The 19,376-nt window shown below is 58.7% G+C and carries 14 protein-coding genes and 1 pseudogene; 2 read left to right on the top strand and 13 right to left on the bottom strand.

Annotated elements, in window-relative coordinates:
- The 6 genes and pseudogenes from GHO41_RS19465 to phoB all read right to left on the bottom strand — a co-directional run.
- A pseudogene (locus GHO41_RS19465) lies at positions 1-245 on the bottom strand (serine acetyltransferase); the annotation flags it as partial.
- Positions 246-334: 89 nt separating this feature from the next.
- Positions 335-1,717, bottom strand: a complete 1,383-nt coding sequence (locus GHO41_RS19460) for a pitrilysin family protein (RefSeq protein WP_153434390.1) — start codon at positions 1,715-1,717, stop codon at positions 335-337.
- 109 nt (positions 1,718-1,826) lie between these two features.
- The gene (locus GHO41_RS19455) at positions 1,827-3,485 is read right to left on the bottom strand and encodes a Na/Pi cotransporter family protein (RefSeq protein WP_048371139.1); all 1,659 of its coding nucleotides are present in this window, start codon (positions 3,483-3,485) and stop codon (positions 1,827-1,829) included.
- Positions 3,486-3,716: 231 nt separating this feature from the next.
- Positions 3,717-5,057 (bottom strand): hemolysin family protein, encoded by a 1,341-nt coding sequence (locus GHO41_RS19450; protein WP_048371137.1) that lies wholly within the window; start codon positions 5,055-5,057, stop codon positions 3,717-3,719.
- 123 nt (positions 5,058-5,180) lie between these two features.
- Positions 5,181-6,503, bottom strand: coding sequence for a phosphate regulon sensor histidine kinase PhoR (gene phoR / locus GHO41_RS19445; RefSeq protein ID WP_048371136.1), 1,323 nt, complete (start codon positions 6,501-6,503; stop codon positions 5,181-5,183).
- Positions 6,504-6,591: 88 nt separating this feature from the next.
- The gene (phoB, locus tag GHO41_RS19440; protein WP_048371134.1) at positions 6,592-7,284 is read right to left on the bottom strand and encodes a phosphate regulon transcriptional regulator PhoB; all 693 of its coding nucleotides are present in this window, start codon (positions 7,282-7,284) and stop codon (positions 6,592-6,594) included.
- Between the two features lie 151 nt (positions 7,285-7,435).
- Here phoB and GHO41_RS19435 point away from each other — a divergent pair, with 151 nt between their 5' ends.
- Complete coding sequence (locus GHO41_RS19435; RefSeq protein ID WP_048371131.1) at positions 7,436-7,813, top strand: hypothetical protein; 378 nt, start codon at positions 7,436-7,438, stop codon at positions 7,811-7,813.
- A 152-nt stretch (positions 7,814-7,965) separates the two neighbouring features.
- Positions 7,966-10,749, top strand: coding sequence for a C2H2-type zinc finger protein (locus GHO41_RS19430; RefSeq protein WP_153434392.1), 2,784 nt, complete (start codon positions 7,966-7,968; stop codon positions 10,747-10,749).
- Between the two features lie 170 nt (positions 10,750-10,919).
- Here the strand turns inward: GHO41_RS19430 and GHO41_RS19425 are convergent, their stop codons facing one another.
- From GHO41_RS19425 to GHO41_RS19395, 7 genes are all read right to left on the bottom strand, one after another.
- Positions 10,920-11,810, bottom strand: coding sequence for an ABC transporter permease subunit (locus GHO41_RS19425; RefSeq protein ID WP_048371124.1), 891 nt, complete (start codon positions 11,808-11,810; stop codon positions 10,920-10,922).
- Positions 11,807-12,727 (bottom strand): ABC transporter permease subunit, encoded by a 921-nt coding sequence (locus GHO41_RS19420; protein WP_048371123.1) that lies wholly within the window; start codon positions 12,725-12,727, stop codon positions 11,807-11,809. Before GHO41_RS19420 ends, GHO41_RS19425 begins: the two co-directional genes overlap by 4 nt.
- Complete coding sequence (locus GHO41_RS19415) at positions 12,724-13,866, bottom strand: ABC transporter ATP-binding protein (protein WP_048371122.1); 1,143 nt, start codon at positions 13,864-13,866, stop codon at positions 12,724-12,726. The genes GHO41_RS19420 and GHO41_RS19415 overlap by 4 nt, the downstream gene beginning before the upstream one ends.
- 69 nt (positions 13,867-13,935) lie before the next feature.
- The gene (locus GHO41_RS19410; protein ID WP_048371121.1) at positions 13,936-15,030 is read right to left on the bottom strand and encodes a polyamine ABC transporter substrate-binding protein; all 1,095 of its coding nucleotides are present in this window, start codon (positions 15,028-15,030) and stop codon (positions 13,936-13,938) included.
- A 239-nt stretch (positions 15,031-15,269) separates the two neighbouring features.
- Positions 15,270-16,382, bottom strand: coding sequence for a polyamine ABC transporter substrate-binding protein (locus GHO41_RS19405; protein ID WP_048371120.1), 1,113 nt, complete (start codon positions 16,380-16,382; stop codon positions 15,270-15,272).
- A 184-nt stretch (positions 16,383-16,566) separates the two neighbouring features.
- Complete coding sequence (locus tag GHO41_RS19400; protein WP_123750750.1) at positions 16,567-17,931, bottom strand: aspartate aminotransferase family protein; 1,365 nt, start codon at positions 17,929-17,931, stop codon at positions 16,567-16,569.
- Between the two features lie 58 nt (positions 17,932-17,989).
- A complete protein-coding gene (locus GHO41_RS19395) occupies positions 17,990-19,348 on the bottom strand; it encodes a glutamine synthetase family protein (RefSeq protein WP_153434389.1) in 1,359 nt (452 codons plus the stop codon).
- Between the last annotated feature and the right edge of the window lie 28 nt (positions 19,349-19,376).

Raw genomic sequence — 19,376 nt, 5'->3', positions numbered from 1 at the left:
ACGTCGAGGGTGTGGCCCACGTAGAAATCTTCGCTCTCTTCGCCAGGGTCGACCGGGCCCAGGCGCATCGGGAACAACGCGCCGCACAGGGCCTCTAGAATCTCGGCCATCGCGGCGCGCGAAGGCAGCTCGCGGCCGCCCAGTTCGCCGCTGACACGGCCGTTTTGCGAACGCCACTGGTTACGGGCCGTGCGCAATTGGCCGACGATGGTATGCAACTGCCAAGGGTTGGAACGTTCACTCACGCTGAATTCTCCGCGCGCTGGGGGGCTGATTGATCAGCCGCGAATGGGCAATGATTTTTACGGTATCAAACTGTTTCGGGCTTAGCCAATCAACGCGTGCGTCGACGCCAGATTCGCCAGCCCACGAACATCAGCACCAACACGCTCAACGCCGCCGCCAGTGTCACGGTCAAGCCGTTATAGCTGAGCAGCGGTTTCTCGATACGCACATAACCGGGCTTGGCAAACAATTGGCGCAACGCGCTGTTGGCTTGCTCAAGTGTCACCGCCTGCAAGCGTTTGGACGGGTCGGCAAACCGGCCGCCATCGTAGTCGCCCAAGGCGCTCCAGTAGTAATCAGCCAAGGCGCTGTTGCCTTGCACAGCCCAGGCCTGGCGCGCCACCGCGGCGTTTTTGAGGCGGGTAAAGGTCTGCGGGTCGAGGCCGTCCTTGAGCAAACGTTGTTTGAGTTCGCCCATCACCTGTTGGGCCTTGGCCACGTCATCGCGGGCGAGGTCGGCGTTGAGACTTAAAAAGCTCACGCCGCCGAACACTTCGCGCTCGGCCCAGGGCCCGTAAGACAACCCGTGTTTGAGCCGCAGCTCGCTGTACAACGACCACTCCAGGTAATCGCGCAGCAAATCCCAGGTTTCATCGTTCTGGTCGTCGATCACCGGCTCCGGCAGCAACCAATGCAACTTGGCCGTTTCGCCGACCACACCGCGCACCAATGTGCGTTCGGTATCTGCCTTGGCTTCGATGGCGGGCAGCGGCAGGTGCTCGCTGGGGTCGACCGGTTCGAGTGCGCCGTAGGTGCGTTCCAGATACGCCGGCAGCAGGCGGTCGAGGTCGCCGACCATGATCAGGGTCATGTTGTTGGGGGCGTACCACGTGTTGCGCACCGCTTCGAGCTGTTGGCGCGTGAGGTTATGCACCTCGGCGCGTTCGGCGCATTTGAGGCCCAGCTCTACCGCCAATTGGTTGCTGGCGCTGTGCCCGAGGTCCTGGCGGTCCAGCCAGCGTTGCAGGTGCGAATAGTGGCCGCCGTCTTCGCGCTCAACCACTTGCTTGGCCTCGCTGATGCGCTGGTCGGTCATTTGCGTGCGGGTCAGCAGGCTCAGCAGCAGGTCGAGGATTTTGCGCTGGTTTTTCGCCGGGGCTTCGATCACAAACGTGGTGTCGGCGTTGCTGGTGTAGGCGTTCCATTCGCCGCCCAGCGCTTGCATGCGTTCTTCCAGGCCGCCTTCGCCGCTGTCGTCGACGCCGCTGAACAATAAGTGCTCAAGCAGGTGGGGCAACTGTTGATCGGCGCAACTGAAGTCATCCATGCCCACGCCGACCACCAAGCGAATGGACACATGGCCGCGCTCGTAGCCGGGCTTGAGGATCAGTTGCAAGCCGTTAGGCAGTTGATAGCCCTCTACGCTGAAGCGGTCGAGGGCAAAACTCTGAGCTGCTCCCAGCAGCACGCAGATAAACAGCAGGCAACGCATAAAAATCCCTGGATCTCTGAATCCGTTTTGAGAGGGCGAGTGGCGCAGCGCGTCAGTCTGTGCAGGTTAGACGCTGCTTACAGACTGACAACACGTTCGCGTGCAACGTTCAGGGTGAATGCAGGGTGTCGGCGTTGTCTTCAGGTTCCAGGGCGCCGGTATCACTGTTTTCCAGCACCACGTAGGCGCTGCCGCAAAACAGTGAGTTCAGGCGCTGCATGTCGGCGATCAGTTCCAGATGCACGGAGCTGGTTTCGATGCTTTGGGTGATTTTCTGTTGCAAACGGTTCACGTGAGCGTGGGCCAGGCGCCGCTCTTGTGCGCGAAAGCGGCGTTTTTCGCGCAGCAGTTGGCGGGCGATGTGTGGGTCCGAGTTCAGGAACACCGTGAGGCCCAGGCGCAGGTTCTCGATGAGCTGGGTTTGCAGGTCTACCAGCTCTTCAAGCCCGGTGGCCGAAAACGAACGGCGTTGCGAGGTTTTCTGCTGCTGGACTTTGCGCAGCATGCGCTCGATCAGGTCGCTGGCCAGTTTGAGGTTGATCGCCAGTTCGATGATCTCGGCCCAGCGGCGGCTGTCGTGTTCGCCCAGGTCTTCGCGGGGCATTTGCGCCAGGTACAGTTTGACCGCGCTGTAGAGCACTTCGACGTCATCGCTGAGGGTGCGCATTGCCTGCGTCATCGAGGTTTGCTTGCCGCGCAGAACGTCGAGCATATTGACCAACATGGTGTCGATCAGGTCGCCAATGCGCAGAGTTTCGCGCACGGCGTTGGTCAGCGCCAAGGTGGGTGTGTCGAGTGCTGCAGGGTCGAGGTGGCGTGGGGTGATGCTGCCGTTGGCGAGGTCCCGCTCGGGCAATAGCCGGGCACACAGCCGTGCCATGAGGCCGATGGTGGGCAGCATCAAGAAGCAGCGCGTGGTGTTGTAGAGCAGGTGGAAGCCGATGACCAGTTCCTGGGGCCTGAAGTTAAGGCTGTCCATCCAGTCCACCAGCGGCGTGAGCACCGGCATGATCAGCAGCAAACCGATCAATTTGTAGAGCAGGCTGCCGAGCGCCACCTGCCGCCCCGCCGTGTTTTGCATGCTGGTGCTGAGAAACGCCAGCACGCCGCTGCCAATGTTGGCGCCGATCACCAGGCCAACGGCCACAGGCAGGCTGATCACGCTGGCGCCGGCCAGGGTCGCGGTGAGCAGCACGGCGGCCAGGCTGGAGTACGAGACCATCGCAAACACCGCGCCGACCAGTGCATCGAGCAGCAGGTCGCCGGTCAACGAGGCGAAAATCACCTTCACGCCTTGGGCATGGGTGATGGGCGAGGCGGCTTCGACGATCAGTTGCAGCGCCAGAATAATCAGGCCCAGGCCAATCCCGACGCGGCCCAGTTGCCCGGCGCGGGTTTGTTTGCGTGACAGGAAGAAGATCACACCCAAAAAAATCAGCAGCGGTGACAGCCACGACAAATCGAAGGTCAGCACCCGTGCCATCAGCGCGGTCCCGACGTCGGCCCCGAGCATGGTTGCCAGCGCGGGTGTGAGCGTCATCAGGCCCTGGCCGACAAAGGAGGTCACCAGCAGGGCGGTGGCGTTGCTGCTTTGCACCATGGCGGTGACGATGATACCGGCGATAAACGCGAGTATCGGTCTGGACACGTTTTGCCCGATGACATGGCGCAAGTTCGTGCCGTAAACCCGCAAGATACCGGTTCGCACGATATGCGTGCCCCAGATCAGCAGGGTCACGGCAGAGAGAAGATTGAGCAGGGTCAGCATGCTGGCTCCCTGTGGTGGATACTTTGGAGGATCAGATAGCTGCAGGCCGTTCTTACAGATGTTTCTTAAGCTGTAGTCGGCAATTGAGCAGAACGCCAGCATCGCACAGCTGGCGGTGTGTTGAAACATTTGTGAAACATTTGCATCTTCACTGTAGGAGCGAGCTTGCCTCGCGATCTTTTAAACGCTCAAAAGATCGCGAGACAAGCTCGCTCCTACAGGAAGGCCGGGTTAATTGAGCTTCAGCACTTTGGCCAGGACGATTTTCGGGCCTTTCATCTTTTTGATGATGATGCGCAGGCCTTCGACTTCCAGTTGCTCTTCTTCTTCGGGCACGCGGTTGAGGGTGTCGTAGATCAGGCCCGCAACGGTTTCGGCTTCGACGTGGTCAAGGTCGACGCCCAGCAGGCGCTCAATCTTGAACAACGGCGTGTCACCGCGCACCAGCAGTTTGCCCGGCTGGTACGAGAGGATGCCGCGCTCAGCCTTGCGGTGTTCGTCCTGAATGTCGCCCACCAGCACTTCGAGCACGTCTTCCATGGTCAGGTAGCCGACCACTTTGCCGTCGGCTTCTTCCACCAGCGCAAAGTGCGCGCCGCCCTTGCGGAACTGCTCCAGCAGCTGCGCCAGCGGCATGTGGCGTGACACGCGCTCCAGCGGGCGGATCAGTTCTTCAAGGTTGAAGGTTTCGGGCAGGTGATCGAGGTCAGCCAGCTCAAGCAGCAGGTCCTTGATGTGCAACAGACCGACAAAGGTGTTGGTGTCGGCGTCGTAGACCGGGTAGCGGCTGAACTTGTGACGGCGGAACAGCGCAAGGATTTCCTTGAGCGGCGCCTTGTAGTCCAGGGTCACCAGGTCTTCGCGTGAATTGGCCCAGTCGACCACTTCCAGCTCGCCCATTTCCACGGCCGAGGCCAGCACGCGCATGCCTTGGTCGCTCGGGTCCTGGCCACGGCTGGAGTGCAGGATCAGTTTGAGTTCTTCGCGGCTGTAGGCGTGGTCATGGTGAGCACCGGGCTCGCCTTGGCCGGCAATCCGCAAAATGGCGTTGGCGCTGGCGTTGAGCAGGTAGATGGCCGGGTACATGGCCCAGTAGAACAGGTACAGCGGCACGGCTGTCCACAGCGACAGGGTTTCGGGTTTGCGGATGGCCCAGGATTTAGGGGCCAGTTCGCCGACCACAATGTGCAGGTACGAAATGATGAAGAAGGCGGTAAAGAACGACACACCTTTGATCACTTCAGGCGACTGCACGCCCAGCGCGCCGAGCAGCGGTTCGAGCAAGTGGGCAAACGCCGGCTCACCGACCCAGCCCAGGCCCAGCGAGGCCAGGGTGATACCCAATTGGCAGGCGGACAGGTAAGCGTCGAGCTGGTTGTGCACGGTGCGCAGGATCTGCCCGCGCCAGCCGTTGACGTCTGCGATGGCCTCGACCCGGGTCGAGCGCAGTTTGACCATGGCAAATTCAGCCGCAACGAAAAAGCCGTTGAGCAGTACCAGGATCAGAGCAAAAAGAATCATGCCGAAGTCGGCGAAGAGTGTTGCGAGGGTCAAGCCAGGGGAAGGGTCCATGATGGAGTTTTACGGGTTCCAATATTCAACGAGTTGAGGGTTTCAGGGCCTGCATATGCAGGCCCCGGCCAAGCAATGTAGCGGCTGATGCGGTGCTTGCCTAGTGGGCTTTTGCCACACGGGTCAGCTGACGGAGGCGCTAATCCTGGGTTTTATGACCTGAACCGGGTCGAATTGGCAGGTAAAAGTGCTGCCGTGGCCCAATACGCTGCTGATGTCCAGGTGCCCGTGGTGGCGCAATAGCACGTGTTTGACGATGGCCAGCCCCAGGCCCGTACCGCCGGTGCTGGCATTGCGGCTGGAGTCTACGCGGTAGAAGCGTTCGGTCAGGCGCGGCAGGTGTTTGTTGTCGATGCCGACCCCCGAATCCTGCACGCTCAGGTGCGCGCCCAAGTGGTCTGCCCACCAGCGAATACGGATAGAGCCGCCGTCCGGGGTGTATTTGACGGCGTTGAACACCAGGTTGGAGAACGCGCTGCGCAGCTCGGCTTCGCTGCCCTTGAGGGCCACGTTGGTGTCGATGTCCAGGGTGATGGTCTGGTTGCGTTGCCCGGACAACGCCTGGGCGTCGCCCTTGATCGAGCGCAGCAAGGCGTCGATAGGCACCGGCTGGTTGTCCGAGGGGTAGTCGGTGGCTTCCAGCTTGGCCAGCAACAGCAGGTCATTGAGCAGCGTCTGCATGCGTTCGCCCTGTTGCTGCATTTGTGACAGCGGGCGCTTCCAGCGCGGGTTCACGTCATCGACGTTGTCGAGCAGGGTTTCCAGATAGCCGCAAATCACCGTCAACGGCGTGCGCAGTTCATGGGAGACGTTGGCAATGAAGTCTTTGCGCATTTGCTCCAGATGGTGGAGGCGGGTGACATCACGCACCAACATCAGGTGCTCGTTGTTGCCATAGCGGGTGATGTAGAGCTGGATGCGCAGGTGGTCGTTGACCGGCGAAGGAATTTCCAGCGGTTCGGCGTAATTGCCGTTGTCGAAGTATTCCTTGAAGCGCGGGTGGCGAACCAGGTTGGTGACCGGCTGGCCGCTGTCTTGCGGGGTCTTGAGGCCCAGCAGGGTTTCGGCGGCGCGGTTCCACCATTCCAGGTCGCCATGGCTGTCGAGCATGACCACGGCGTCCTTGAGGGCGGCGGTGGACTCTTGCACACGGTCAATCACCGCTTGCAGGCGCCCGCGTACGCGCTGGTCGCGGCGTTGCAGGTGGTAGATGCTGTCAAACACCTCACCCCACAGGCCATAGCCATCGGGCGGTGCTTCGTCGGGTTGGTGGTTGCGCAGCCAATCGTGCAGGCGCAGCAGCTGTTTAAGGGTCCAGCCCAGATAAAGGCCCAGACCGACGACCAGGCTCCAGCCGTAATACCCACTGATCAACCCGATGAACAGGCAGCCGGTAATCAAAAGCAATAGATGGCGAATCAGAGTGCCATGCCAATTTGGGTTCAAGTCACACGTCCCGTTGTGGGCTTAAGCGGCAAGCTATAAGCAGCAAGCTCCAAGCTTGCCGCTTACAGCCAATAGCTAGCTGCTGCTCTTAAGCTTTTGTTGAAAACCGATAACCGGTGCCGCGCACGGTTTGTACCAGATTTTCATACGCCTCGCCGAGGGCTTTGCGCAAGCGACGGATGTGCACGTCGACGGTCCGTTCTTCAACGTACACGTTGCCACCCCACACTTGGTCAAGCAACTGGCCACGGGTGTAGGCGCGTTCCTGGTGGGTCATGAAAAATTGCAGCAGGCGGTATTCGGTGGGGCCCATGTCGGCCGGGGTGCCGTCGATGGTGACGCGGTGGCTGATGGGGTCGAGCAGCAGGCCGCCGATTTCAATCGGTGATTCGTTGTCGGCGGGGCCTGCACGGCGCAGCACGGCTTTGAGGCGGGCGACCAGTTCACGCGGGGAAAACGGCTTGGTGATGTAGTCATCAGCGCCCACTTCCAGGCCCTGGATCTTGTTGTCCTCTTCGCCTTTGGCGGTGAGCATGATGATCGGAATGTCATTGGTCAGTTCTTCGCGTTTCAGGCGACGGGCCAATTCGATCCCCGATGTGCCGCCGGGCAGCATCCAGTCCAGCAGAATCAGGTCAGGCTTACGGTCCACGATGATGGCGTGAGCGTCCTGAGCATTGTCGGCTTCCAGGCAATCGTAGCCAGCCATTTCCAAGGCCACCGCGATCATCTCGCGGATCGGTGCCTCGTCATCTACGATCAAAATGCTCCTGCCAACCATGCCGTAACCCTCGTGTCATTTAACTGTCTTGTGGCGCATTAGATAACGGAATTATTGCAGTCGTGTGACAGCTTTGGGCCTAAAAGCGCTCCGCAGATTAGTGGACTACGCTTTGATCTCAAATCGTACAACCACAAAAAGGACGATTCCGATGACTTATAACACTACTTCCCTGAAGGCATTGCTGCTGGCCGCCGCGCTGGCGCTTCCGGGGCTGGCCTTTGCTGACGAGCCGGCGATGGTCAAGGACGGATTTCTGGTTGATCACGTCGGCTTGACGCTCTACACGTACGACAAGGATGCGGACGGTAAGTCGACGTGCTACGACACCTGCGCCAAAAACTGGCCACCGCTGCCCGCCAAGTCCGACGCCAAAGACATGGGTGACTGGAAAACGACCGAGCGCACAGACGGCACGAAACAATGGGTCTACAAGGATAAGCCGCTGTACACCTTTGCAGGCGACAAGAGCCCTGGTGAAAAAACCGGCGACGGCAAAGGCGGTGTGTGGCACGTGGCCAAGCCATAAACCTTTAAAGCGGGCCCGCTCATTCGTGGGAGCGGGCTTGCTCGCGATTCAGTGATGCACAGACCTCCAGCTCATGACTGTCATTTCTGACAGCAGACGTGCTCACCTCCTGAGCGCATGCTGTGAGGCAGGTCACTCCCAAGAGCTTGCCCATGACGTCGCTCCACGCCCATACGCCGACGCTAGCCGTTATCGACCCGCGCGGTTTGCCGATTCGCACGGTGGCGTTTGCGTGCTCAGTGAGTGGGCAAGCATCTGAGCAACGGGTGACGCAGAGCGTGTTCGATCCCATGGGGCGGCTGGTGGCACAGCGCGACCCGCGTGTGTTCGCGCACGCTTCGGCTCCGGCCAATCTGCTGACCGTGTTCAGCCTGTCCGGTCAGGTGTTGGCCACTGACAGCAGCGATGCGGGGTGGCGGGTCAGCCTGGCGGGCGAGGCCGGGCAGATGCTGGAGGTATGGGACACCCGCGAGAGCCATTGGCAAACCGCTTATGACGACTCGATGCGCCCGGTCAGCGTGACTGAAAACCGTAGCCATGTGATCGAGCGGTTCAGTTATGCGCAGCCCAACGCGGAGAGCGCCCGGCACAACCGCTGCGGCAGGTTGCTGCGCCACGACGACCCGGCGGGTACACGGCACATGACCGAATACGGCCTGGCAGGCGGAACGCTGGAAGAAACCCAACAGTTTTTGCGTAGCCTTGACCTGCCTCATTGGCCCGAGCCCGAGGCCCAGCGCGACCTGTTGCTGGAGGAGGCCGACCCGCTTATCAGCCGCTGGCACTTCAACGCCGCTGGCGAAGTGCTCAGCCAGACCGATGCCAAAGGGCATCAACAACACTTCAGCCACACCGTGGCCGGGCAACTGCGCGAAACCGGCCTGCAAGTTGCGGGCAGCAGCGCTGTAAAAATCTTGGTCAGCAACATCTGCTACAACGCCTTTTCTCAAGTCGAAAGCGAAACCGCTGGCAATGGCGTTGTCACGCGTCTGGTCCACGAAGCGTCGACCGGCCGTCTGGCTCGGCTACAGGCGCAAGCGCCCGGTAAACCGTTGTTGCAAGATTTGCATTACCGCTACGACCCGGTCGGCAACCTTGTTGAGATTGAAGACACAACCCTGGCCACCCGACATTTTGCCAATCAGCGCATCGAGCCCATTCGCCGCTTTACCCACGACAGCCTCTACCAACTGATTGCAGCCAGCGGTTGGGAGACTGCCAAGCCGTCACTCGGCCCGGACTTGCCGGCCTGGCAGACTTCGGACACCAGCCAGGTGGTCAATTACAGCGAAACCTATCGCTACGATGCGGCGGGCAATCTGCTGGAGCGCATTCACCTGGGGGCGATCAATCACACGCTGTCGATGCACATCGCCCCACACAGCAACCGCCTTATGCGCAGCGGCGAAACGGAACACAGCTACGACGCCAATGGCAATGTGCTGATCTTGCAGTCCGGCCAATCCCTACAGTGGGATGCCCGCAATCAACTGTGCGCAATCGCCCAGGTCACCCGTCAGCACGCCGCCAATGACGAGGAGCGCTATATCTACGGCGGTGGAGGCAAGCGCCTGCGCAAAGTCCGAACCTGGCAAGCTCAGGCCAATAGCCACACCGCCGAAACCCGCTACTTGCCGGGGCTGGAAGTGCGCACCAACAGCGCCAGCCAGGAACAGCTTGAGGTCGTCACTGTTCAGGCCGGGCGGTGCTGCGTGCAATGGCTGCACTGGGACACACCGCCCACTGGCCTTGGCAACGATCAGTTGCGCTACACCCTCGACGACCACTTGGGTTCCAGCACGCTGGAACTGGACGATCAGGCCCAACTGATCAGCCAGGAAACCTACTACCCGTTCGGCGGTGCCGCGTGCTGGGCCGGGCGTAATGAAGTGGAAGCCAGCTACAAAACCCTTCGCTATTCAGGCAAGGAGCGCGATGCCACAGGGCTGTATTACTACGGCTATCGCTACTACGCCCCGTGGCTACACCGCTGGCTGAACCCCGATCCGGGTGGCGCCATTGATGGCTTGAACCTGTATGGGTTTGTCGGCAACGACCCGATGGGGCATGTGGATGCGGACGGGCGTATACGCGTGCGCAAGCTCTCAGACGTGGAGCTCGGGGAGGATTGGATTGTGGACGCAGTGGGGGCCGCCCCTGAAATGACCGGCGCGCAAGCCCGAGCGTTATTGGCCGATGACGATACACAAGACAGTAAAGCTGGAGATTTTTCACTCGCGGCGGAGGTTGCAGATGCAGACCTTCAAGAGAGTGATTTTCAAGATCAGTTTCAGCAGATCATGCAGAGCTTGCCGGCGGCTGTTGCAGAGCCTCAGCCTGGGACGTCTTCGCAGGGCACATTCCTAGTGCCTGCTGTGCCAGCACTTAAGCGCTTTTACTGTGGTGCGGCTGGTTGCATGAAAGGGTTTGGATGGAAGACCCATCTTAAGGATCACTTGCGAACTCATACCGGCGAGAGGCCGCACCCGTGCACTGAACCTGGATGCTCAATGAGCTTTAAGCAGAAGGGCCAGCTTACGGTTCACTTGCGAACTCATACCAGCGAGAGGCCGCACCTGTGCACTGAACCTGGATGCTCAATGAGCTTTGCAATTCTCATCAGTCTTAAGCGTCACTTACGAACTCATACCGGCGAGAAGCCGTACCCGTGCACTGCGCCTGGATGCTCAAAGAGCTTTACCCTGAACGGTAATCTTAAGGATCACATGCGAACTCATACCGGCGAGAGGCCGTACTCGTGCACTGCGCCTGGATGCTCAAAGAGCTTTAGCGTGAACAGCCACCTTAAGGAGCACTTGCGAACTCATACCGGCGAGAAGCCGTACCCATGCACTGCGCCTGGATGCTCAAAGAGTTTTAGCCAGAACAGCCAGCTTACGCGTCACATGCGAACTCATGCCGGCCGGAGTACTTAGCCCATGACGTCGCTTCACGGCCTTACGATCTGTACGCATGGGGGTTGCACCCAACGCTTTAGCCACAATCATCATTTAAAACGGCACTGGCTCAAGAGCGGGCATTCAGCAATGCCCATAAAAAAACCTCGCCCCCCTGTGACAGGAGGCGAGGTTTTTAAATCGCAATCTTAAGCGGCGTCAGGCGACTTTGGACGGCGTACATCGGGTTGTTTCCAGGACTCGGCAGCGGCTTCGTCGATGGCTTGCTGGATGGCTTTTTTGCGATGCTCTTCGGCGCGGCGGCTGAAGAACCACACCAGGAAGGTCACCAGCGATACCGCCAGCAGGATCAAGCTGGCCACGGCGTTGATCTCGGGTTTAACCCCCAGACGCACGGCCGAGAACACTTCCATCGGCAAGGTCGTGGAGCCCGGGCCGGACACGAAGCTGGCCAGTACCAGGTCGTCCAGCGACAGGGCAAAGGACATCATGGCGCCCGCCGCCAGGGACGGGGCGATCATCGGAATGGTGATCAGGAAGAACACCTTCCACGGCTTGGCACCCAGGTCCATGGCCGCTTCTTCGATGGACAGGTCCAGCTCACGCAGACGCGCCGACACCACCACCGCCACATAGGCCGCACAGAACGTGGTGTGGGCGATCCAGATGGTGACGATGCCGCGCTCTTGCGGCCAGCCAATCATCTGCGCCATGGCCACGAACAGCAGCAACAGCGACAGACCGGTGATCACTTCAGGCATCACCAACGGCGCCGTCACCAGGCCGCCGAACAACGTGCGGCCCTTGAAGTGACTGATACGGGTCAGCACGAAGGCCGCCAGGGTGCCGAGCGCGACCGCTGCAATCGCCGTGTAGCAGGCGATTTCCAGTGAGCGCATGACCGAGCCCATCAGTTGGGTGTTGTCGGTCAGGCCGGTGTACCACTTCAGCGACCAGCCGCCCCACACCGTCACCAGTTTGGAGGCGTTGAAGGAGTAGATCACCAGGATCAGCATTGGCAGGTATATGAACAACAGCCCTACCACCAACATAAAGCTAGAGAAACGGATGCGCTTCATATCTTGCCCTCCAGCTCTTTAGCCTGGCTGCGGTTGAACAGGATGATTGGCACAATCAGGATCGCCAGCATGACCACCGCCAGTGCAGAAGCTACCGGCCAGTCACGGTTGTTGAAGAACTCTTGCCACAACACTTTACCGATCATGAGGGTTTCCGGGCCGCCCAGCAGTTCCGGGATCACGAACTCGCCCACCACCGGGATAAACACCAGCATGCAGCCCGCGATGATGCCGTTTTTAGACAGCGGAACGGTGATCTTCCAGAAGCTGTTGAAGGTGCTCGAACCCAGGTCAGACGCGGCTTCCAGCAAACTGTGGTCGTGTTTGACGAGGTTGGCGTACAACGGCAGAATCATGAACGGCAGGTACGAGTAGACGATACCGATGTACACCGCGGTGTTGGTGTTGAGGATCTGCAACGGTTGATCGATCCAGCCCATGGACATCAAGAAGCCATTGAGCAGGCCGTTGTTGCTCAGAATGCCCATCCACGCATACACGCGGATCAGAATCGCGGTCCAGGTCGGCATCATGATCAGCAGCACCAGTACGGTCTGCATCTCTTTGCGCGCATTGGCGATGGCGTAGGCCATCGGATAGCCGATCAGCAGGCACAGCAGCGTGCTGATAAAGGCCATCTTCAGCGAGCCCAGATACGCGGCGATATACAGCTCATCGTCGCCCAACATGGCGTAGTTGCCCAGGTTCAGCAGGATCTCGAGCTTCTGGTCAACGTAGTTGAGGATCTCGGTGTACGGCGGAATCGCGACGTCTGCCTCAGCAAAGCTGATCTTCAGAACAATGAAGAACGGCAGCATGAAAAACAGAAACAGCCACAGGAATGGAATCCCGATGACCACATGACGGCCACCGGGGGTTATTCGTTGCAGTCGACGTTTAAGCTTTCGCATGTTCATGAGCGCAGTACCACGCCGCTGTCGTCTTCCCACCAGACGTAGACCTGATCGTCCCAGGTCGGACGAGCGCCCTGGCGTTCAGCGTTGGCCACAAACGATTGCACCAGCTTGCCGCAGGGCAGTTCGACGTAGAACACCGAGTGGCCGCCCAGGTAAGCGATGTCATGCACCTTGCCGCGCGACCAGTTGTACTCGTAGGCCGGCTTTTCGGTGGTGATCAGCATCTTTTCCGGGCGGATCGCGTAGGTAATGTGTTTGTCTTCGACCGAGGTGGTCACGCCATGCCCGACGTAAATGTCGTTTTCCAACTCCGGGCTGTTGATGCGCGCGTAGCCTTCGGCGTCGTCGACCACTTCACCTTCGAACAAGTTGACGTTACCGATGAATTCGCACACCAGGCGGCTCACCGGGGTTTCATAGATGTCGATCGGGCTGCCGATCTGGGCGATCCAGCCCAGGTGCATGATGGCGATGCGCTGGGCCATGGTCATGGCCTCTTCCTGGTCGTGGGTCACCATGACGCAGGTCACGCCGACGCGCTCGATGATTTCCACCAGTTCCAGTTGCATCTGCGAACGCAGTTTTTTGTCCAGCGCACCCATAGGCTCGTCGAGCAGCAGCAATTTAGGACGCTTGGCCAGCGAACGGGCCAGGGCCACACGCTGGCGCTGACCGCCCGACAATTGGTGCGGTTTGCGCTTGGCGTACTGGGTCATGTGCACCAGCTTGAGCATTTCGCCAACGCGGGCATCGATTTCAGCGCTCGCCATTTTGTCCTGCTTGAGGCCGAAGGCGATGTTTTGCGCCACGGTCATGTGCGGGAACAAGGCGTAGGACTGGAACATCATGTTGATCGGCCGCTCATAGGGCGGCAGGTCGGTGATGTCCACGCCATCGAGGAAAATACGGCCCTCTGTTGGGCGCTCGAAACCGGCGAGCATGCGCAGCAAGGTGGATTTGCCCGATCCCGATCCGCCGAGCAAGGCGAAGATCTCGCCTTTGTTGATTTCCAGGGACACATCGTCCACTGCAATCGTCTCGTCGAATTTTTTCGTGACCCGGTCGATTTTGACCAGAACCTGTTTAGGGGTCTGATCGCCCTCGAGGGCTTTCTTATAGGCGCCGGAGGCAACAGCCATTTACGAAACTCCCAACAAATTTAGCAGCCCGAACAAGAGGTTCGGGCCTTGGATAGGTGGTCTTGCGAGCTATTTACCCGTTTTGACCTTAGTCCACGAACGCGTCATCAGACGCTGAATGTTCGGCGGTAGCTCGGTCGAAACGTAAGCCTTGTCCAGTACCGCCTGGGTTGGGTAAACCGCTTCGTCGGTACGAATGGACTCGTCCATTACCTTGTCAGCCCCAGGGTTTGGGTTGGCATAGCCAACGTAGTCACTGACCTTGGCGATGACTTCAGGTTGCAGCAGGTAGTTGATGAACGTGTGGGCTTCTTTAACGTTGCTGGAGTCTTTTGGAATCGCCAGCATGTCAAACCACAGGGCGCCGCCTTCCTTGGGCACGACGTAGGCAATGTTCACGCCTTTTTTCGCTTCTTCGGCACGGTTTTTGGCCTGGAACACATCACCGGAGAAACCGATCGCGACGCAGATGTTGCCGTTGGCAAGGTCTGAGATGTACTTGGACGAGTGGAAGTAGGTGACGTAAGGACGCACCGCCAACAGGGTTTTTTCGGCCTTTTTGTAGTCTTCAGGGTTGGTGCTGTTGGCGTTCAGGCCCAGGTAGTTGAGCACGGTCGGCATCATTTCATCGGCCGAATCCAGGAACGATACGCCGCAGGCTTGCAGCTTTTTGATGTTCTCTGGCTTGAAGACCACGTCCCACGAGTCGATTTTGTCGACGCCCAGGACTTCTTTGACTTTATCGACGTTGTAACCAATGCCATTGGTGCCCCACAGGTACGGCACGGCGTATTGGTTACCCGGATCGTTCTGCTCAAGGCGCTTGAGCAAGGCAGGATCCAGGTTGGAATAGTTGGGCAGCTGCGATTTGTCGAGCTTTTGGAAAGCGCCCGCTTTGATCTGTTTGCCCAGGAAGTGGTTAGACGGCACAACCACGTCATAACCGGTACGGCCAGCCAGCAGCTTGCCTTCCAGCGTTTCGTTGGAATCGAAGACGTCATACACCGGTTTGATGCCGGTGGCCTTTTCAAAATCGGCCAAGGTATCGGGTGCTATGTAGTCCGACCAGTTATAAATGTGCACGGTGGGGGCCGCTTGAACGCTGACTGCAAGCGCTAGACCGGCTCCGACCATCAAGGTCTTGCGAAACAAGGAAATAGACACGTGGTGGTCCTCTAAATAGTTGGGCCTGAGTTGCCCGTGTCTTCCGGCAGCTGAACCGCTAAAGACAAAACCGGCGCGCAACTTACCCTCGATAAACCTGCACAGCAAAGTTTTCTGCGATTTATTGCGATAACACGCTGATTTCACATGAAATCTGGCTTGTAGGAGCGAGCTCGTCTCGCGATCTTTTGATCTTTTAAAAGATCGCGAGGCAAGCTCGCTCCTACAAGATTGCCGTGTTACTTACCGGATTTGATCTTGGTCCAGCTGCGGGTCAGCAGGCGCAAGGTTGCAGGTGGCAAGTCACTGATCGCGTACAGATGTTCTTTGACTTCATCCGACGGATAGATGCTTGGATCACCCGAGATGTCTTTATTCACCAACGGTGTTGCAGCTTTGTTACCGTTCGGGAAACGAACACTGTTAGTGATCTCGGCCATCACTTCCGGTTCCAGCAGGTAGTTCATCCAGGCGTAAGCGGCATCAACGTTTTCGGCATCTTTAGGGATGGCGACCATGTCGTAGAAGCTGCCAGCACCTTCTTTCGGAATCACGTACTTGAGTTTGACCTTGTCACCGGCTTCTTTGGCGCGGCTGATGGATTGCTCCAGGTCGCCCGAGTAGCCCACTGCAACGCAGATGTTGCCGTTGGCCAGGTCAGAGATGTACTTGGAGGAGTGGAAGTAAGCGATCGAAGGACGCACCTTGAGGAACAGCTCTTCGGCTTTCTGCAGATCGTCTTTCTTCTGGCTGTTGGTCGGCAAGCCCAGGTAATGCAGCGCCACCGGCAGCATTTCGGTTGGCGAGTCGAGCACGCTCACGCCACATTTTTTCAGCTTCTCGATGTTCTCGGGCTTGAAGATCACGTCCCAGGAATCAATGGTGTCGACGCCCAGAGCGGCTTTGACCTTCTCAGGGTTGTAGCCGATGCCAATGGTGCCCCACATGTACGGGAACGCAAATTTGTTGCCCGGGTCACTGGCATCGCCAACGGCCTTGAGCAGAGCAGGGTCGAGGTTTTTCCAGTTAGGCAGCTTGGACTTGTCCAGCTCCTGGTAAACGCCGGCTTTGATCTGCTTGGCCAGGAAGTTGTTGGATGGCACGACGATGTCGTAGCCAGACTTGCCCGCCAGCAGTTTGGCCTCGAGGGTCTCGTTGCTGTCGAACACGTCGTAAACCACTTTGATACCGGTCTTGTCTTCAAACTTTTTGACGGTATCGGGTGCGATGTAATCGGACCAGTTGTAAACGTGCAGCACTTTGTCTGCTGCTTGTGCTGCCCCGGCCATCACACCCATCAAGGACAGGGCGAGAAGGGTCTTGCCAGCTTTTTTAAAACCTGATGCCTTCATCTGTAATGCTCCAATTGTTCTTTTAAACCACCGATTCAGCGACCTGATTTCAGGGTAACCAAAGCCGGCGGCTAGTCTGGCAAGATCCAGGGCAGGCTTTCAAGGGAAGAGCCTTGATTCTTAAGGCTCTAAGCGCAATTGCCTACATAAAATCCGCAGTTTTCTTGCGCCCAAAGCCTAGCAGTTAACCCTGCAATGCTTCCAAGGTCAGATCCAGGCACTTACGCGCCTTGGTCACCAACTCATCGATCTCGTCTTTGCTGATGACCAGCGGTGGCGCGATGATCATGGTGTCGCCGACGGCGCGCATGATCAGGCCGTTATCAAAGCAGAACTGGCGGCAGATCATGCCCACACCCCGGCCTTCATAACGTTTGCGAGTGGCTTTGTCCTGCACCAGTTCAATGGCGCCCAACAGGCCTACACCGCGCACTTCGCCCACCAACGGGTGATCGTTGAGTTCGCGTAAACGCTTTTGCAAATACGGTGCCGTTTCGGCGTTGGCCTTCTCGATAATTTTTTCTTCGCGCAGGATGCGGATGTTTTCGAGGGCAACGGCGGCGGCTACCGGGTGACCGGAGTAGGTGAAGCCGTGGTTGAAATCGCCGCCTTCGTTGAGCACGGCCACCACTTCATCGCGCACGATCAGGCCGCCCATCGGGATATAGCCCGAGGTCAGGCCCTTGGCGATGGTCATCATGTCGGGTTTGAGGTCGTAGAAATCGCTGCCGAACCACTCGGCGGTACGGCCAAAGCCGCAGATCACTTCGTCAGCCACGAACAGAATGTCGTACTTGGCGAGGATCTCTTTGATGCGCGGCCAGTAGGTGTCTGGCGGAACAATCACGCCACCGGCGCCCTGAATAGGCTCGGCAATAAAAGCACCGACGTTGTCGACGCCCAGCTCAAGGATCTTTTCTTCCAGTTGATTGGCTGCCCAGATGCCGAACTCTTCGGGGGACATGTCGCCGCCTTCACCGAACCAGTACGGTTGCGGGATGTGGGTGATGCCCGGGATCGGCAAGTCGCCCTGTTCGTGCATGTAGGTCATGCCGCCCAGGCTTGCGCCCGCCACGGTCGAACCGTGGTAGCCGTTTTTACGGCTGATGATGACTTTCTTGTTCGGCTGGCCTTTGATCGCCCAATAGTGGCGAACCATACGCAGCATGGTGTCGTTGCCTTCCGAACCGGAACCGGTGAAGAACACGTGGTTCATGCCTTCGGGGGCAATGTCGGCGATGACTTTGGACAGCTCAAGCACCGGCGGGTGGGCGGTCATAAAGAACAGGTTGTAGTACGGCAGTTCGCGCATTTGCTTGCTGGCGGCATCGGCCAGTTCGTCACGGCCATAACCAATGGCAACACACCACAGGCCGGCCATGCCGTCGAGAATCTTGTGACCTTCACTGTCCCAGAGGTACACGCCCTTGGCGTGAGTGATGATGCGCGGGCCAACTTCTTTCAATTGCTTGAAGTCACTGAAAGGGGCCAGGTGGTGATCGTTGCTCAGTTGTTGCCAGGCTTGCGTTTGCGGGTTCTTGCTAGTCATACAGCTCTCCTTTTATTCAGTTGGGGAGCCGCACCCTCCAGGCGCGGCCCCCGGCGTGTCAGACGGCGAACAGCAGGAATTCCCGCTCCCACGAACTGATGACGCGCTTGAAGTTCTCATGTTCGGCACGTTTGACGGCGACGTAACCGGTGATGAACTTGGTGCCGAGGTATTTCTCGACAGTCTTGCTGTTTTCCATCCGCTCCAGGGCGTCTTCGATGGTCAACGGCAAGCGCAGGTTGCGGCGTTCATAGCCGCGGCCTACTACAGGCGCGCTTGGGTTGATGCCTTCGACCATGCCGATGTAGCCACACAGCAAGCTGGCCGCAATGGCCAGGTACGGGTTGGCATCGGCGCCCGGCAAACGGTTTTCGACACGGCGGTTTTGCGGGCCGGCATCCGGTACGCGCAGGCCGACGGTGCGGTTCTCTTCGCCCCATTCCACGTTGACCGGCGCTGAGGTATCAGGCAGGAAGCGGCGGAAGGAGTTCACATTCGGTGCAAACAGCGGTAGCAGCTCAGGAATGAACTTCTGCAACCCGCCGATGTGGTTGAGGAACAGCTGGCTCATGGTCCCGTCTTCATTGGAGAAGATATTTTTGCCCGTGGCGATGTCGATGATGCTCTGGTGCAAATGCATCGCGCTGCCCGGCTCGCCGGTCATGGGCTTGGCCATAAAGGTGGCGGCCACGTCGTGCTTGAGCGCCGCTTCGCGCATGGTGCGCTTGAAAATCAGGATCTGGTCGGCCAGCGACAGGGCATCGCCATGACGGAAGTTGATTTCCATCTGCGCGGTGCCGTCTTCGTGGATCAGGGTGTCCAGATCCAGCTCTTGCAGCTCGCACCAGTCGTACACGTCTTCGAACAGCGGATCGAACTCGTTGGCCGCTTCAATAGAGAAGGACTGACGACCGGTTTCCGGACGACCGGAGCGGCCAATCGGCGGCTGCAACGGGTAGTCCGGGTCTTCGCTGCGCTTGGTCAGGTAAAACTCCATTTCTGGCGCCACGATCGGCTGCCAGCCGTGGTCGGCATAGAGTTTGAGGACCTTTTTAAGTACGTTGCGCGGTGACAACTCAATCGGGTTGCCCTGCTTGTCGTAGGTGTCGTGAATCACTTGAGCGGTTGGCTCAATGGCCCAGGGCACAACATAAACGGCGTTCTGATCGGGACGGCAGACCATGTCGATGTCGGCCGGATCGAGGAGTTCGTAATAGATGTCGTCTTCGACGTAGTCGCCCGTTACGGTCTGCAGCAATACGCTCTCGGGCAGGCGCATGCCTTTTTCGGCAATGAATTTGTTGGTCGGCGAAATCTTACCGCGGGCAATGCCGGTAAGGTCGGCGATCATGCATTCGACTTCTGTGATCTTGTGGTCTTTCAACCAATCGGTGAGCTGGTCGAGGTTGTTACTCATAAATGCCTCTGGGCTGAGTTTCCTGACT

Origin of the sequence: Pseudomonas sp. FSL R10-0399 (genome assembly GCF_009600165.1) — a bacterium.
Classification (GTDB): Bacteria; Pseudomonadota; Gammaproteobacteria; order Pseudomonadales; family Pseudomonadaceae; genus Aquipseudomonas; species Aquipseudomonas helleri.
This window is presented reverse-complemented; position numbering and strand designations above follow the sequence as displayed.

Bases quoted from the DNA above. Each gene is read 5' to 3' on its own strand.
- GHO41_RS19460 (WP_153434390.1), bottom strand. From the start codon at position 1,717: ATGCGTTGCCTGCTGTTTATCTGCGTGCTGCTGGGAGCAGCTCAGAGT.
- GHO41_RS19455 (WP_048371139.1), bottom strand. From the start codon at position 3,485: ATGCTGACCCTGCTCAATCTTCTCTCTGCCGTGACCCTGCTGATCTGG.
- GHO41_RS19450 (WP_048371137.1), bottom strand. From the start codon at position 5,057: ATGGACCCTTCCCCTGGCTTGACCCTCGCAACACTCTTCGCCGACTTC.
- phoB (WP_048371134.1), bottom strand. From the start codon at position 7,284: ATGGTTGGCAGGAGCATTTTGATCGTAGATGACGAGGCACCGATCCGC.
- GHO41_RS19435 (WP_048371131.1), top strand. From the start codon at position 7,436: ATGACTTATAACACTACTTCCCTGAAGGCATTGCTGCTGGCCGCCGCG.
- GHO41_RS19430 (WP_153434392.1), top strand. From the start codon at position 7,966: ATGACGTCGCTCCACGCCCATACGCCGACGCTAGCCGTTATCGACCCG.
- GHO41_RS19425 (WP_048371124.1), bottom strand. From the start codon at position 11,810: ATGAAGCGCATCCGTTTCTCTAGCTTTATGTTGGTGGTAGGGCTGTTG.
- GHO41_RS19420 (WP_048371123.1), bottom strand. From the start codon at position 12,727: ATGAACATGCGAAAGCTTAAACGTCGACTGCAACGAATAACCCCCGGT.
- GHO41_RS19415 (WP_048371122.1), bottom strand. From the start codon at position 13,866: ATGGCTGTTGCCTCCGGCGCCTATAAGAAAGCCCTCGAGGGCGATCAG.
- GHO41_RS19405 (WP_048371120.1), bottom strand. From the start codon at position 16,382: ATGAAGGCATCAGGTTTTAAAAAAGCTGGCAAGACCCTTCTCGCCCTG.
- GHO41_RS19400 (WP_123750750.1), bottom strand. From the start codon at position 17,931: ATGACTAGCAAGAACCCGCAAACGCAAGCCTGGCAACAACTGAGCAAC.
- GHO41_RS19395 (WP_153434389.1), bottom strand. From the start codon at position 19,348: ATGAGTAACAACCTCGACCAGCTCACCGATTGGTTGAAAGACCACAAG.